17 protein-coding genes are annotated in these 15,852 nt (G+C 39.4%); 15 read left to right on the top strand and 2 right to left on the bottom strand.

The window, feature by feature from the left end; genetic code table 11:
- The 6 genes from trpB to HCB49_RS06665 all read left to right on the top strand — a co-directional run bounded on the left by trpB (position 1) and on the right by HCB49_RS06665 (position 6,551).
- Positions 1-1,203 (top strand): tryptophan synthase subunit beta, encoded by a 1,203-nt coding sequence (trpB, locus tag HCB49_RS06690; protein ID WP_185604447.1) that lies wholly within the window; start codon positions 1-3, stop codon positions 1,201-1,203.
- Complete coding sequence (trpA, locus tag HCB49_RS06685) at positions 1,196-1,969, top strand: tryptophan synthase subunit alpha (RefSeq protein ID WP_185604446.1); 774 nt, start codon at positions 1,196-1,198, stop codon at positions 1,967-1,969. The genes trpB and trpA overlap by 8 nt, the downstream gene beginning before the upstream one ends.
- 70 nt (positions 1,970-2,039) lie before the next feature.
- Complete coding sequence (locus HCB49_RS06680; protein WP_185479786.1) at positions 2,040-2,477, top strand: hypothetical protein; 438 nt, start codon at positions 2,040-2,042, stop codon at positions 2,475-2,477.
- 73 nt (positions 2,478-2,550) lie between these two features.
- Positions 2,551-4,164 carry a putative polysaccharide biosynthesis protein gene (locus HCB49_RS06675; RefSeq protein WP_185604445.1) on the top strand — a complete coding sequence of 538 codons (1,614 nt, stop codon included), beginning with the start codon at positions 2,551-2,553 and terminating at the stop codon, positions 4,162-4,164.
- Positions 4,165-4,274: 110 nt separating this feature from the next.
- Positions 4,275-5,888 (top strand): putative polysaccharide biosynthesis protein, encoded by a 1,614-nt coding sequence (locus HCB49_RS06670; RefSeq protein ID WP_185604444.1) that lies wholly within the window; start codon positions 4,275-4,277, stop codon positions 5,886-5,888.
- A gap of 9 nt (positions 5,889-5,897) precedes the next feature.
- On the top strand, positions 5,898-6,551 hold the full coding sequence (locus HCB49_RS06665; protein ID WP_185604443.1) for a phosphatase PAP2 family protein: 654 nt from the start codon (positions 5,898-5,900) through the stop codon (positions 6,549-6,551).
- A 39-nt stretch (positions 6,552-6,590) separates the two neighbouring features.
- Here HCB49_RS06665 and HCB49_RS06660 read toward each other — a convergent pair whose 3' ends face one another.
- The gene (locus HCB49_RS06660; protein ID WP_185604442.1) at positions 6,591-7,421 is read right to left on the bottom strand and encodes an NAD(P)H-hydrate dehydratase; all 831 of its coding nucleotides are present in this window, start codon (positions 7,419-7,421) and stop codon (positions 6,591-6,593) included.
- Between the two features lie 104 nt (positions 7,422-7,525).
- Here HCB49_RS06660 and HCB49_RS06655 point away from each other — a divergent pair, with 104 nt between their 5' ends.
- From HCB49_RS06655 to HCB49_RS06615, 9 genes are all read left to right on the top strand, one after another.
- The gene (locus HCB49_RS06655; RefSeq protein ID WP_185604441.1) at positions 7,526-7,939 is read left to right on the top strand and encodes an NUDIX hydrolase; all 414 of its coding nucleotides are present in this window, start codon (positions 7,526-7,528) and stop codon (positions 7,937-7,939) included.
- A gap of 74 nt (positions 7,940-8,013) precedes the next feature.
- A complete protein-coding gene (gene pepV, locus HCB49_RS06650) occupies positions 8,014-9,426 on the top strand; it encodes a dipeptidase PepV (protein ID WP_185604440.1) in 1,413 nt (470 codons plus the stop codon).
- A gap of 112 nt (positions 9,427-9,538) precedes the next feature.
- Positions 9,539-10,408: a D-amino-acid transaminase gene (gene dat / locus HCB49_RS06645; protein WP_185604439.1), complete on the top strand. Its 870-nt coding sequence runs from the start codon at positions 9,539-9,541 to the stop codon at positions 10,406-10,408.
- 223 nt (positions 10,409-10,631) lie between these two features.
- Positions 10,632-11,072 (top strand): MarR family winged helix-turn-helix transcriptional regulator, encoded by a 441-nt coding sequence (locus tag HCB49_RS06640; protein WP_185479793.1) that lies wholly within the window; start codon positions 10,632-10,634, stop codon positions 11,070-11,072.
- Positions 11,069-12,538, top strand: a complete 1,470-nt coding sequence (gene mdrM, locus HCB49_RS06635) for a multidrug efflux MFS transporter MdrM (RefSeq protein WP_185604438.1) — start codon at positions 11,069-11,071, stop codon at positions 12,536-12,538. Before HCB49_RS06640 ends, mdrM begins: the two co-directional genes overlap by 4 nt.
- A 210-nt stretch (positions 12,539-12,748) precedes the next feature.
- Positions 12,749-13,522 (top strand): phosphotransferase family protein, encoded by a 774-nt coding sequence (locus HCB49_RS06630; RefSeq protein WP_185604437.1) that lies wholly within the window; start codon positions 12,749-12,751, stop codon positions 13,520-13,522.
- A 6-nt stretch (positions 13,523-13,528) separates the two neighbouring features.
- On the top strand, positions 13,529-14,173 hold the full coding sequence (trmB, locus tag HCB49_RS06625) for a tRNA (guanosine(46)-N7)-methyltransferase TrmB (protein WP_185604436.1): 645 nt from the start codon (positions 13,529-13,531) through the stop codon (positions 14,171-14,173).
- Between the two features lie 59 nt (positions 14,174-14,232).
- Positions 14,233-15,084 (top strand): YtnP family quorum-quenching lactonase, encoded by an 852-nt coding sequence (locus tag HCB49_RS06620; protein ID WP_185604435.1) that lies wholly within the window; start codon positions 14,233-14,235, stop codon positions 15,082-15,084.
- A gap of 137 nt (positions 15,085-15,221) precedes the next feature.
- A complete protein-coding gene (locus HCB49_RS06615; protein ID WP_185604434.1) occupies positions 15,222-15,470 on the top strand; it encodes a metal-sensitive transcriptional regulator in 249 nt (82 codons plus the stop codon).
- A gap of 36 nt (positions 15,471-15,506) precedes the next feature.
- On the opposite strand, the gene HCB49_RS06610 is transcribed toward HCB49_RS06615, so the two are convergent.
- Complete coding sequence (locus HCB49_RS06610) at positions 15,507-15,818, bottom strand: PepSY domain-containing protein (protein WP_185391506.1); 312 nt, start codon at positions 15,816-15,818, stop codon at positions 15,507-15,509.
- Positions 15,819-15,852: the final 34 nt, after the last annotated feature.

Raw genomic sequence — 15,852 nt, 5'->3', positions numbered from 1 at the left:
ATGACATATCAAGCACCTGACGAAAATGGTTTTTACGGCAAATTTGGTGGCAGATTCGTGCCAGAAACATTAATGAAAGCAGTGAAAGAGCTAGATGAAGCGTACCGAGCTTCCAAAACAGATCCTGCTTTTCAAAAAGAATTAAACTACTATTTAAAAGAATATGTTGGTCGGGAGACGCCGCTTTACTTTGCGGAACAACTAACGGCACATGCTGGTGGAGCAAAAATTTATTTAAAACGAGAAGATTTAAACCATACTGGCGCACATAAAATTAATAATACCATCGGTCAAGCCTTACTCGCTCGCCAAATGGGAAAACAAAAAGTCGTAGCGGAAACAGGCGCGGGACAACACGGCGTAGCAACTGCAACGGTAGCAGCACTTTTTAATATGGAATGTACGATTTTTATGGGAGAAGAAGATGTCAAACGCCAATCGCTCAATGTGTTTAGAATGGAGCTACTTGGTGCAAAAGTAGTGAGCGTAAAAGCAGGGAGCCGCACGCTAAAAGATGCGGTCAATGAAGCGCTCCGATTCTGGGTTGCTAATGTAGAAGATACGCATTACATTATGGGATCCGTGCTTGGGCCACATCCGTTTCCAGAAATTGTACGTGATTACCAAAGTGTCATCGGGACGGAAGCTCGTCAGCAACATTTAGAAAAAGAAGGGAAACTTCCGGACGCTATTGTCGCTTGTGTTGGCGGTGGTAGTAATGCGATGGGCTTATTTTATCCATTTGTGGATGATGCTTCTGTTCAAATGCACGGCGTTGAAGCAGCAGGGCACGGCTTAGAAACCGAATTTCACGCTGCAACGATTTCTAAAGGTGAAATTGGGATTTTACACGGGGCGATGATGGATGTTTTACAAGATGAAAATGGGCAAATTTTGGAAGCATTCTCAATTTCTGCTGGTTTAGATTATCCCGGCATCGGTCCAGAACATAGCTTTTTCCGTGATTTGGGTCGGGCGGAGTATCATTCTGTTACTGATGACGAAGCTGTGGAAGCATTTCAATTGTTATGCCGCACTGAAGGAATTATTCCGGCACTCGAAAGTTCTCATGCAATTAGCTATGCTGTCAAATTAGCAAGCAAAATGCGCCCAGAAGAAAGCATGGTTGTTTGCTTATCAGGTCGCGGCGACAAAGACGTTAACCAACTAAAAGAACGTTTGGAGGGACAAGCGAATGACTAAAACTTTAACAAAAAAACTAGCGAATAAAGAGCATGCTGCCGTCGTTACGTACATCATGGGCGGGGACGGTGGTTTAGATCATTTAGAAGAACAGTTACTGTTTCTAGAAAAATCTGGCGTGAGCGCAATTGAAATCGGGATTCCTTTTTCGGATCCAGTTGCCGATGGTCCAATCATTCAACTTGCTGGACTCCGCGCCTTAAAAGAACAAGTCAGTTTGGAAGCAATATTAACGACATTACAAACGAGTAAAGTACAAATTCCGCTAATTATCATGAGCTACATCAATCCGATTTTTCATTTAGGGATTTCGAAATTTGTCGAATTGGTTCAAAAAACTCCGGTAAAAGGACTGATTATTCCCGATTTACCTTATGAACATCAAAGCCTGATTACGCCGGAACTGGAAGGAACAGATATTGCACTTATTCCACTCGTTTCCTTGACTAGTCCGAAAGTGCGCTTGGAAGAAATCGCGAAACAAGCAGAAGGGTTTATTTATGCCGTGACGGTCAACGGAACAACAGGCGTGCGAAATGAATTTGATACGCACATTGATAGCCATTTAGCTTATTTAAAACGTATTAGTCCTGTTCCAGTTCTTGCGGGATTTGGTGTTTCTTCTATTGAACATGTGGAAAAATTTGCGCATGTCTGTGATGGGGTGATTATCGGAAGTAAGGTTGTGCAAATGTTACATGAGAAGAAAACTGCGGAATTAGGGGCATTTTTGCAAAAGGCTGCAGAAGTTCGAATCGAAAACTAATTACTACTTACAATTTCTCTTTAAATATGGTAAAGTCTGGTGTATAGAATGTTAAAGAGGAGTTGTAAGGATGTCTGTTGAAGTTAAACCAGAGCACGCTAGAATGCTCAATAACACAAAGAATATCACACTAGGAATAGCGATAGTGTCGACTATTCAAACCGTATTAAGTTCATTTTCGATTGTATCCCTTTTTGCGATACAACAAAAAAAGGAAGTGCTTGCTAATGCAAGTGTAACGGCCGTTGTTCAAAATCTTATTATGACAACAACGATTATGGCTGTACTTTGTCTCGCATTTACCATTATTCTATTTCTTTCGTTTAACAAACTGAGAAAAGGTATTGTCATTTCACCGATTGTGTATTACTTATATGCAGCGTTTACTGTTCTTGGTGTTGTTTTATCAATGATTAATAGTGGTGTGAACTTTTTATCGCTCATTTTACCGGCTATACTGCTTGCTTTAAGTGTCATTTGTATTTTAAATCTTAGACGCATGAAGTAAAAGAGGATGATTTTTACATAACAGATATTCAGACAGACTTACAAAGAAAAAATCAATTGAGGTAACAGAAATTATGAGTTCAAAATTAATGCGCGGGACAGCTGTATTAACAGCAGGAACTTTGTTGTCAAAAATTTTAGGGATATTATATGTTATTCCGTTTTATTGGATAGCGGGCGGGGAACAGGCAACGATTCTCTATCAATACGGTTATGTTCCATACCAAATTTTCCTAAATATCGCGACAGCTGGCGTTCCATTAGCAGTTGCCAAATATATTTCGAAATATAATTCGTTAAATGAATATGCTTTGAGTCAAAGATTATATAAATCCAGTACGTATTTAATGTTATTTACAGGGATTGTCAGTTTTTTAGTGATGTACATTTTTGCGCCCGTTTTAGCTGGGATGCAAGAAGTTAGTGGTGGAACGAGCATTCAGGATATTACTACTGTTATTCGAGCGGTAAGTTTTGCTTTGCTTATTATTCCAGTCATGAGCTTGCTTCGTGGTTATTTCCAAGGATTTCATTCGATGGGACCATCTGCTGTGTCACAAGTAATTGAACAAGTAGCACGAATTGTATTCTTACTTGCGAGTACGTATATTGTGCTTCATGTGTTGAATGGCAGTCTTGTAACAGCAATGAGTTTAGCGACTTTCGCGGCTTTTGTTGGAGCGTTTTTTAGTTTAGTTTGCCTCATCTGGTATTACCGAAAACGGAAACCAGGCATTCAAAAAATGATTGCTGGCAGTAACAATAAGTTGCGCGTTTCGACTTTTCATTTATTAAAAGAAATTTCAATTTCTGCTGTGCCATTTATTATTGTTGGTATGGCGATGTCGCTGTATCAGCAAATTGATTTGTTTACATTTGCGCGAATTTTAACGTACGATGGGATGGCAGGGAAAACCGCGGAAGACTTACTTTCCATTTTCAACTTTTCTGTTCAAAAAATTATTATGATCCCAGGGACACTGGCTTTAGCATTTTCAATGACTCTCGTTCCGTTAGTCGCGGCAGCATTTCATAAAGGACGAATTCGAGAAGTGCATCACCATTTAACGGCTGTTTTTCAAGTACTGTTATTTTTAGTCGTGCCTGCATGTCTTGGAATAGCGATTCTAGCAGATCCGCTCTATACGATTTTTTATGGTTACAATGCGGACGGTTCGATGTTACTTCAATTTTTTGCGCCATTTGCGATTTTCTTCTCGTTGTTTAGCGTAACGGCGGCGATTTTGCAAGGGATCGATGAGCAGCGTTACACAGTGCTTAGCTTATTACTTGGGCTACTAACGAAATCAGTGTTACAAATGCCATTGATTCTACTTCTTGGAGCAAAAGGTGGTGCCTTAGCAACTGGACTTGGTTACATAGTCTCAGTCACGTTCACCATCTGGATTATTAAAAAATATGCGAAGTACTCGTTTAAATATATTATGCGACGACTGCTGCTTATTGTTGGAATTAGCGCCGTGATGCTGATTAGTGTCTGGGTCATTTATCAAGGGTTAATTTTATTTTTCAATCCGCACGCAAGATTAACCGCCTTAGTAATTGTTTTTATTGCTGCTGGATTTGGCGCTTATATTTATGCGTTTTTAGCTGCAAAAGCAGGGCTGTTGAAGTACATTCTTGGTAATCGGATGTATAAAATTCGTAAAAAACTTCATTTGATTTAAGTGTTTTGTAAAGAACAAGCCGAGATTTATTTAGGTTTGTTCTTTTTTTTTAAAAGAGTTAATGGTAAAGTAAACAAGGATGTATAATTTAATGTAAAGGAAGTTAGACGATGGGTTCAAAACTGCTCAGAGGAACATTTATTCTGACACTAGGGACATTAATCTCTAAAGTGCTCGGAATATTGTATGTGATTCCGTTTTATGCGATTATTGGAGGAGATGAACCAGCGCTTCTGTATAATTTCGGTTATGTGCCGTATCAATTATTCTTAAGCATTGCGACTGCCGGGATTCCGCTAGCCGTTGCTAAATATATAGCAAAATATAATGCGATGGAAGAATACGCGGTTGGCCGACGATTATTTAAAACAGGTGTATATTTAATGATTTTCTCCGGCATTGTCTGTTTCCTAGCGATGTATGGACTTGCGCCAACGCTTGCTCGTATGCAGCAGCTAGAAGGTGGTTATAGTTTAGCAGATGGGATTCAGGTTATTCGTGCAGTTAGTTTTGCCTTACTTATTATTCCAGTCATGAGTTTACTTCGAGGTTTTTTCCAAGGATATAATTCGATGGGGCCTTCTGCTGTATCGCAAGTTTTAGAACAAGTTGTACGAATTATGTTCTTACTTGCTGGCACATTTATTGTGATGTACGTGCTTGATGGAAATGTAGTAACAGCTATTAGTATCGCTACATTCTCCGCTTTTGTAGGTGCTTTTGCCAGTTTACTTTTACTACTATGGTATTTTTACAAACGAAAACCAGGACTTGACCGAATGCTTTTAGAGGACAGAGGGACGGTGAAAATTTCCATCCCGACGCTGTATAAAGATATTATTCTTTCGGCGATTCCTTTTATTATTGTTGGATCAGCAACATCGCTTTATCAACTGATTGACCAATTTACTTTAGGGCGAGTACTGGAATATATTGGTATTACTCCCGAACTAGTGAATTCGTATGTAGCGATTATTAACTTTGATGTTCAAAAATTGATTATGATTCCGGGAACGCTCGCGATTGCGTTTTCGATGGCGCTTGTTCCACTGGTTACGGGAGCTTATGTTCGAAAAGAATATGCCCAAGTGAAACGCCAGCTAAATGACGTTTTTCAAATTTTATTATTTTTAACAATTCCTGCTTGTTTTGGTATTGCGATGCTAGCAAGACCATTATTCACCGTGTTTTTCGCGCCTAGTGATAATGGAACCGAACTATTACAATTGTTTGCGCCAATTGCGATTTTATTCTCGCTCTTTAGTGTTTCTGCCGCAGTCCTTCAAGGGATTGACGAACAACGCTTTACGGTGCTTGGTTTATTACTCGGTTTACTAGCGAAATCGGTGCTACAAATGCCATTAATCATGCTATTTGAGGCAAAAGGGTCGATTATTGCGACCGGAATTGGCTACGCGGTATCTTGTATTTTCATGCTGCTTATTATTAAAAAATATGTTCGCTTCTCGTTCAAAATTATTTTGCGGCGAACGGTGCTTTTCTTTGGAATGACAGCCTTAATGGGGCTTGTGGTTATTATACTTTATCTATTCATGGGTAATTTTGTTTCCACCGACCGGAAAATCCCTGCGTTAATCATTACCATCGTTTGTGGTGGAATTGGCGCGATTTTCTATGGTTATATGGCATTCAAACTACACTTGTCTGACAAATTATTTGGACCACGTGGAACGAGATTACGTGAAAAACTAAGAATTCGTTAGGAGGATTGTATGAAAAAAACACCATTTATTATTAGCGGCATCGCCCTCCTTGGATTTATTTTCTTTATGACTGGCGTTATGACCGGCGCAAAATGGATTCAACGCTTTGATGATTATTGGAATAGTATTATTCGCACCGGGATTACGGATACGAAAACGACTGTGATTTCATATTTAACGGATATTGGTGGGGTAGCAACTATTTGTATTTTGACTGTAATCGTGATTATTGTGTTTGTTTTCATGCGAAAAATAGATATGGCAATTTGGTTTGGCGGTATAGTTTTAATTGGTGGAGCGCTGATTCCTTCAATTATTAAAAATATCGTTCAACGACCAAGACCTACGTACAAATTAATCGAACAAGGCGGGTTTAGTTTTCCAAGCGGACACTCGACAGGGTCTACAGTTTTTTACGGAATGCTCGCTTTCTTGTTAATTATGTATGTTAGCCGCAGATGGCTTCGTATAACGATTGGGATTCTTGCGCTTGGCCTAGTGATTTTCATCATGTATTCTCGCGTTTACTTAGGAGTTCATTTCCCAAGTGATGTTGTCGCTGGATTTTTAATCGGCAATGCGACGCTTTTCAGTGGCATCGGTTGTTACTTTATTTGGAATAAAAAACTAGCTTTATGGGCTAGTAAATTTAAAAAAGCATAGAAAAAAATCCTCTCTTTCATAAAAAGGGAGGATTTTTTATTAAGCATGTTCGTCTGTTTCGCTAAAAATTTTCAAATAGGTCGGTAATTCTTCGGCAATCTCCGTAGGAAGCACTACATAGCGTTTTTTAGCTAAAATTTCACCGATATAGCTGTGTAGAAAGACTGCGGCTAATGTACCGGTAATAGGTTTTTCTGTTTGCGCCATCAACCCGCAAATTGTTCCAGCAAGCGTGTCGCCCATGCCGCCCGTTGCCATTGCAGGCGTACCGTACATGTTTTGCCAAGCAGATTCGCCGGAATACACTTTGGTACGATGCCCTTTAAGTACAATCGTCGCATCAATTGCAAGTGCAACATCTGTTGGTGTTTCTGCTTCAGGCGCTAACACTTTTAGTCGTGCCCATTCGCCCGCATGTGGTGTGAATGTTAGTTTAGAGGCGGGGTGGGGTGTTTCTCCTTTTGCATAGATGGTAATGCCGTCGCCGTCAATAATCACTTGCTGCTGTTCGGTTGATTTTTGTAATACTAAGTGGAAAATTTCTTCGGCGTATGCATCTAACCCAAGCCCAGGCCCAATTAAAATCGTGTCAAATTGGCTGATTTGTTCACTTAGACTTGTGATGTTTTCGTAATCAATAAACATACATTCAGGTATTCTTGTTTGGAGAGCAGGACGGTTGACGCTATCGGAAGCAACGGTTGTTAAACCAGCCCCACTTTTGACACAAGCTTCTGCGGCCATAATAGCAGCACCGCCAAATTGTTTATTTCCAGCGACAATCAGAACGCGCCCATAGTCACCCTTATGTGTTTCGTCTTCACGTTTTGGAATCCATGCGCACATTGCTTTTGGTGTTATTTTTTTCAATTTTGTAAAACCTCCTTATGACACTGGCTTTTATCTACTCAACCGGGTAAAATAAAGAACAGATAAATCATGTTTATCTTAAATGATAAGGAGGCTTTTGTAAAATGAAACCTATATATCCTGCAGTGAAAGCAGTTATCGTAAAAGACGGAAAATTTTTAGCACTCAAGAAAAAAGGGGTAGAAGGAGACGTATTTGAACTTCCAGGAGGCCGCATGACTTACGGCGAAACACACGGGGAAGCCCTTTTTAGAGAAGTTTATGAAGAAACCAAATTACAAGTACAGCCATTTATTTTATATGATACGTGGGAATTTTTCCATGAGGACTTCCAAATTACCGGCGTTATTTATTTAGTGGAAATGCCAGAAGATGGCGAAATCGAATTATCCGATGAACACGAAGAATATCGCTTTCTGCCACTAGAAAAGGAAAGCTTAAACGTCATCGATATCGTTTTTTCTTCGCGGATGGAACGTTGGGATTTTGAAGCAATTAAAGGTTTTATGAGAAAATAGGTAGTTACGGCTTCCAAGCTACGGAAAAACAGTTTACAATAGAGAAGATAAGTTTGAAGGAGGGAATAACAATTATGACAGAAATTAATTGGCAAAAAGAAGTGGAATCACGTAAAGATGATTTCCTAGAAGATTTAAAAGGGCTTCTTCGCATTCCAAGTGTTCGCGATGACAGTAAAAAAACAGAAGATGCGCCGTTTGGACCGGACGTGAAACGCGCACTCGACTATATGATTGAATTAGGTAAAAAAGATGGCTTCACAGCGAAAGAAGTTGGAAACGTAGCGGGACACCTTGAATATGGTCAAGGCGAAGAACTAGTTGGCGTTTTAGGACATGTTGACGTAGTACCAGTTGGCGACGGCTGGACAAATGGACCATTCGAACCAACTTTACGTGACGGCAAATTATACGCTCGTGGAGTTGCGGATGATAAAGGCCCAACAATCGCTGGTTATTACGCACTCAAAATTATTAAAGAATTAGGTTTACCACTTTCACGCCGCATTAGAATCATTATTGGTTCTGATGAAGAAAGCGGTATGAGCTGTGTAGAGCGCTATTTCGAAACAGAAGAACAACCAACACTTGGTTTCGTTCCAGATGCTGAATTCCCAATCATTCATGCAGAAAAAGGTATCTCTGAACTAGATGTATCTTTCAAAGACGGTGAAGCGAGCGGAGAAGCAGCATTCCGTTTACTTAGCGTAGAATCAGGCGAACGTTACAACATGGTTCCTGACCACGCAACAGCTATTTTAGAAGATGTAAAAGACTTCGACAAGCTAGCAAGTGCATTCAAAACTTTCTTAGCAAATCATCCAGTGGAAGGAACCTTAGAAGAAAACGGCAAATCCGTTAAAATCAACATCGTCGGCAAATCTGCGCATGCGATGGAACCAAACAACGGTGTAAATGCGGGTCTTCATTTAGTCGGCTTCCTTGGTAAATTTAAATTAACTGGAGCTGCAAATGATTTCGTGACATTTGGTCGTGATTATTTATTCGGAGATTCTCGCGCTGTTAAACTAGGCATTAGCTATGAAGATGCAGAAAGCGGCGAACTAACAATGAACGTTGGGGTTATCCGTTATGATGTAGCAGAAGGCGGTAAATACGGACTTAATTTCCGTTACCCAGTGACTGCTAATATGGATAAACTGAAAAACAAAATGCAAACAGTTGTATATGAGTACAATGCACAATATACACATTACGAAGATTCCAAACCACTTTTCGTACCAAAAGATCACCCACTTATTCAAACTTTACAAGAAGTGTATACAAAACAAACTGGCGAAGAAGCTACTTTACTAGCAATTGGTGGCGGAACTTATGCACGTCATATGGAGACAGGTGTAGCGTTCGGTGCACTATTCCCAGGGCGTGAAGACACGATGCACCAAAAAGACGAATTCAGCTATTTTGATGATTTGTTAAAAGCGACAGCAATTTATGCAGAAGCACTTTACAAATTAGCGAAGTAAGGGTTATAATTGAAAAAATTAACTGCTGCAAAGCTTAGTTTTGCGGCAGTTTCTTTGTTTCATTAAGTTTTTAGACAGTTCCAAAAATTAACTATGCAAGGAGAGACTTGAGATGAAAGTATTAGTAAATAACCATTTAGTGGAAAGAGAAGATGCCACAGTTGACATTGAAGACCGCGGATATCAGTTTGGTGACGGTGTATATGAAGTAGTTCGTTTATATAATGGTAAATTCTTCACTTATAATGAACACATTGATCGTTTATATGCTAGTGCAGCAAAAATTGACTTAGTTATTCCTTATTCCAAAGAAGAGTTACGTGATTTATTAGAAAAATTAGTTGCCGAAAATAATATTAATACAGGAAATGTATACTTACAAGTGACGCGTGGGGTTCAAAATCCACGTAATCATGTGATGCCAGATGATTTCCCATTAGAAGGCGTGTTAACTGCAGCCGCTCGTGAAGTGCCAAGAAATGAGCAGCAATTTGTAGAAGGCGGACCTGTTATTACAGAAGAAGATGTGCGCTGGTTACGTTGCGATATCAAGAGCTTGAATTTACTTGGAAACATTTTAGCGAAAAATAAAGCGCATCAACAAAATGCCTTAGAAGCTGTGTTACACCGCGGAGAGCAAGTAACCGAATGTTCTGCTTCCAATGTTTCTATTATTAAAGACGGAGTGTTATGGACACATGCTGCGGATAATTTAATCTTGAATGGTATTACTCGTCAAGTTATTATCGCTGTTGCGAAAAAGAACGGTATTCCGGTCAAAGAAGCTGATTTCACTTTAACAGATCTTCGTGAAGCGGATGAAGTTTTCATTTCAAGCACAACAATCGAAATCACACCGGTTACTCATATCGACGGTGTACAAGTAGCTGACGGAAAACGTGGCCCAATTACTGCAAAATTACATCAATACTTTGTAGAAGAAATTGTCGCTGCATGTGGTGAAGTTGAATTAGCTAAATAATTGTTAAAACCTTCCTCGTTTTTAGGAAGGTTTTTTTTTGCCTAGTAACCTATGTAAAAATTTATATAACTTTTTTAAGCGTTGGAATTACGTCATTGGCTCCGCTTTCAGTCGGAAAAGGGCCGTTTCAAGCAATTGACAAATTTTTTTTGAGGTGTATAATTCAAAAGGCTAATAGTTCGCATACGAAATATTTGCAAGCGAACGGTACGGAGGGAAGTCAATGGATGAAAAATTAGTGAAAGAGGTTATTTTCTCTTTTCGCGAAGTACAACGAAAAACCCATCATGTGTTGGCAGAAGAAGCAGCAAATCGAGAAATTACAACGACACAATTACTCGCAATCAGAGAATTACAAAGAGAGTCAGAATTAACACTTGGTGAATTAGCAGAACGAATGAAGCTTGGTAAAAGTACGGTATCTGGCATTGTAGATCGATTAGTAAAAGCGGGATTTTTGAAACGGACAAGAAATGAAACGAATCGCCGCGCGCTCAGCTTAGAATTAACGGAAAAAGGAGCTACGAAAGCAGCAGAAACGTATCATGTTTTCTTTAATCGTTTAGAGCCTATCTTAGAAATTGGCGAAGAAAGATTGAAAGAGATGCTTGAAATGCACCAAGAGATTATTACTATTTTGGAAAGGGAAGGTGCACGAGATTGAATATGAAAGCAGCAAGTACATCAGTGAAGCGTAATGGTATTTTGATTGTTATGCTTATGGGCGCCTTTGTTACAATTCTCAACCAAACGTTGATGAATGTCGCGCTACCAAGTATTATGAAAGATTTTGGAATTACAGCCAGTCAAGGACAATGGTTATCGACTGGATTTATGTTAGTTAATGGTGTCATGATTCCGATGACAGCCTTTTTAATTGAACGATTTACGACGCGTCAACTTTACTTATTCGCGATGATTACCTTTGCGATTGGTACAGCGATTGGCGGATTTGCAACAGACTATACGATGCTTATTGCTGGGCGTATGGTACAAGCGATTGGCGCTGGGATTGTTATGCCGCTACTAACCGTTGTTGTATTAAATTTATTCCCGATGGAACGAAGAGGACGGGCAATGGGCTTAATTGGTCTTGCAATGAACTTTGCTCCTGCGATTGGTCCAACACTTTCTGGTTGGATCGTGCAACAATATGATTGGCGCAATTTATTTTTTATCATTATTCCGTTCGCGATACTAGATATTGTCGTAGCGATTTTCTTACTTAAAAATGTCGGAAAAAGAACATTCCCGAAACTCGATATTCTGGGCGTTATTATGTCGACAGTCGGGTTCGGAAGCTTGTTACTTGGATTTAGTAATGCCGGAGACCATGATTGGCTCACTTGGAAAGTAGCTGGATTTATTATTCTTGGTTTAGTTGTTCTAGGAATATTTATTCGTTATCAAACAAGCAACAAAGCGCCATTACTTAACTTTAGAGTATTTAAATATCCAACATTTGCTTTAACAACCGCAATTAGTTTCTTTGTAGTGATGGGATTATTTGGCGGAATGTTGCTATTACCAATTTTCTTACAAACTGTTAGAGGATTTTCGCCGCTTGAATCAGGCTTGGTTCTCTTGCCGGGCGCACTCGTCACGGCCATACTTTCTCCGGTCACTGGGGTGATGTTTGACCGTTTTGGGGCTAAGTATTTATCGTTAGTCGGTTTGATTATTATGGCCGGTTCAACATTCATGTTTACAAATTTGGACGAATCGACCACATTAACTTTTATTATTATCGTGCAAACCATCCGTTCGGCGGGTATGGCGATGGTAATGATGCCACTACAAACGGCAGCACTCAATTCACTGCCATTAAAACTAGCATCCCATGGTTCAGCGATGTTCAATACGATGCGCCAAGTTGCCGGTTCTATCGGGACGGCCGCGCTCATTACTGTCATGTCCAAAAGTGCCGCGAGCTTTGCGGATAAACTTGGACCAGCCGATGTGATTGGCAAAACGAAAACTGAAATTGCGAATCACGTGCTTATCCACGGAATTGAAACAGCTTTTTTAGTTGCTGGAATTCTTTCCGTTGTTGCTTGCGTTCTAGCATTATTTATTCAAAAAAATAGAAGTGCAATGGAACCAATTGTGACGAAAACTGAAGAAGCTTAAAATAAGAAAAAAGGGCATTCCGCTTGTATGGAGTGTCCTTTTTTTGTATAAATAAAGTAAAACTGTAAAAAAATGTGTAGAACGAACATATGTTGACTTGACTAGTAAGGCTAAGAGAAGTAAAATCATGAATAGTTACCTATTTGTTCGGAAGTGAAATAAACGAGGGATAATGAAGTTGCAAAGAGCTAGTAAAAGGTGTGCATGTAGATGAAAAATGACTTTTTTGGGAGAGAATATGACATAGCCCCGGCCGGAGGGGAAACTGGCCAAGCATTCGTTGCAACACATGAAGACGAAAAATTCTTTTTAAAAAGAAATTCTTCGCCTTTTTTAGCTGCGCTTTCCGTAGAAAACATAGTACCGAAGCTAGTTTGGACAAGACGGGTGGAGAATGGCGATGTCATCACTGCGCAAAAATGGGTCAATTGCCATATTTTGACGCGTGAAGAAATGGTTGGACCAAGAGTGGCGCAACTGTTATCCAAAATCCATCAATCAGAAAACTTGCAACATATGCTAGCAAAAATCGAAAACTGCTATTTTTCGGCGAATCAACTGTTGAACCTTGTAAAAGCAGGAACAGAAAATGCGACAGAAGAAATAACAGCAGCGATTCACTATTTAGAAGCAAATATTCCTTCGGTGGAAATGACTGATTATGTCGTTTGTCACGGGGATGTTAATCATAATAATTGGATTATTTCTGAGGACAATGAATTGTTTCTTGTCGATTGGGATGGTGCGATGCTTGCGGATGCTGCGAACGATATCGGCATGCTTTTGTACCAATATATTCCGCGGAAAGATTGGGAGCGCTGGCTAGCTAATTATGGCACTAGACTAACAGACGAATTACATCGCAAATTAAAGTGGTACACTATTTGCCAAACGGTTATGCAACTTACAACCGACCAATCCGATGAAGCAAATGAACGAGCAAAACAAATTTTTCAAAATGCAATAGAAGATGATGAGGTGTAAAGAAAGATGCGTGTAAAACATAAACCATGGGCAAAAGATCGTTTGGAAGAATTTCCAGCTATCTACATCAAAAACCCAGAAGATTTTAAAGGTCGTTGGCAAGAAGTGTTTGGGAATAATAATCCTATTCATATCGAAATCGGTTCCGGTAAAGGTCAATTTATTAGTGGCATGGCAAAAGCGAATCCGGAAATCAATTATATTGGTATCGAAATGATTGAAAGTGTCCTCGTTTCCGCGTTGGATAAAGCAATTGAAGCAGATGTTCCTAATTTGCGCCTTGTTGCAAGAGATGCGAAATTACTTGAAGAATGTTTCGAAAAAGGGGAGATTGCGCAAATTTATTTGAACTTCTCTGATCCATGGCCGAAAAAGCGCCATACAAAACGCCGCTTAACAAATCCGACATTCTTGACGATTTATGAACGACTGCTACCAAAAACGGGGGAGATTCATTTCAAAACCGATAACCGTAGTTTATTCGAATATTCGTTAGTGGCATTTTCAGAATACAACATGTTACTAACATTCGTTTCACTTGATTTGCACAACAGCGATTACGAAGGGAATATCAAAACTGAATACGAAGAAAAATTTTCAGCGAAAGGATTCCCGATCTATCGTCTTGAAGCAAAATTTGATAGAAATTAATTTGGTTAACCAGGTGCATCTGCTGCATCTGGTTTTTATTTTTTTAGGGGGCGTTAAAAGTGGATTCTATTCAAATTGGAGAAATCAACATCTATTGGTTGCGTGGCGGTTATACTCATTTTGATGGTGGGGCAATGTTCGGTGTCGTGCCAAAACCTTTGTGGGAGAAAAAATATCCAGCAAACGAAAAAAATCAACTGGCGAACGTAACCGACCCGATGTTTTTTCAGCATTTAGGAAAAAATTATCTAATCGATAGTGGGCTAGGGAATGGTCGCTTAACCGAAAAGCAAAAACGTAACTATGGCGTGACAGAAGAATCATTTGTGCTGGAAGATTTAGCTAAGTTAGGAGTCTCTCCAGAGGATATTGATTATATTTTAATGACACATCTCCATTTTGATCATGTTTTAGGTCTAACTGGCATATCCAAAGAGGGGGATTATTATTCGATTTTCCCGAATGCGGAAATCTGGACTTCGGAAATCGAATGGGATGAAATGCGCCACCCTAATATTCGTTCAAAAGCAACTTATTGGCAAGAAAACTGGGAAGCGATAGAAGGACAAGTTCACACCTTTACGCTAGAAAAAGTGTTTGATGATGCAATCAAAATGACTCATACTGGCGGACATAGTAACGGGCATTCTGTCATTTGGTTCGATTCGAACGATGAGAAGGCGATTCATATGGCGGATATTTTCCCGACATTCGCGCATCAAAATGTCCTTTGGGTAACTGCTTATGATGATTATCCAATGACATCCATTTCCGCGAAACAAGCAATTTTCAAACAAACTTTCGGGGGAAATTACTGGTTTTTATCTTACCACGATGCAAGATTCCGAGCAGTTAAAATTGGCGGAAATGGGGAAGTGGAAGCCGAATTGAAAATAGTATATCGAAATTAAGAAGCGGTAATTCGGCTTCTTTTTTTTGAGGGTATTTTTATTTTGTGGTATTATAATAGTTGTAAATCATTAAATAGAGCCAAAAATATAACCCGGGTAGGGGGTTGTAAATAAGTATACTACAAGGGGGTATATATATGGATAACGATCAAAAGAAAGCATTAGTAACGAGGTTTGCTAAGATAGAAGGTCACGTACGTTCAATCAAAAACATGTCAGAAGATGAACGCGATTTAGAAACGATTATGCAACAAATAGGCGCAGTGAAAAAAGCGATGGACGCTGCGGCAAAATTAATTTATACCGAGCAAATGAAAGAATTAATCGAACAAGGCGAAACGGATGAAGCGATCATCAAAAAGAAAATCGACAGTTTTATTCGTTAAAAAAACGACTCCCAAAATGGGTAGTCGTTTTTATTTTTATGCTAAATAAACATCAATGATTGTTCCTGTGTTAGCGTCTGCGATAAATTCAAATTGCTTTTTCTCGCCTTCGCGAATACATGTAATTCCGCCGTGGTAAACGAAAGTATCAATCGCGAATTTTTTGTAATGTTGTTTTTTGAGTTGAATCCAAGAACCTTCAATTGGTCCTTCTTGCTTGAATGCATCTTTGACATTTTCCAAGATGACATCCCCTGAAATTGTTTTATCGCTAAGTAAATAATGATAAACAAGGTGTCCAGCCGCCGCTCCTGCTCCAACGCCTGCAATGAAAGCTTTCCAGTTCATCGCTTTTCCTCCCTAGTGTTTCCTATTCTTTTTA

The sequence above is a fragment of the Listeria cossartiae subsp. cayugensis genome (assembly GCF_014229095.1).
Lineage (GTDB): Bacteria > Bacillota > Bacilli > Lactobacillales > Listeriaceae > Listeria > Listeria cayugensis.
Note: the sequence above shows the minus strand (reverse complement) of the source record. Positions and strands in the feature narration are given on the sequence as shown.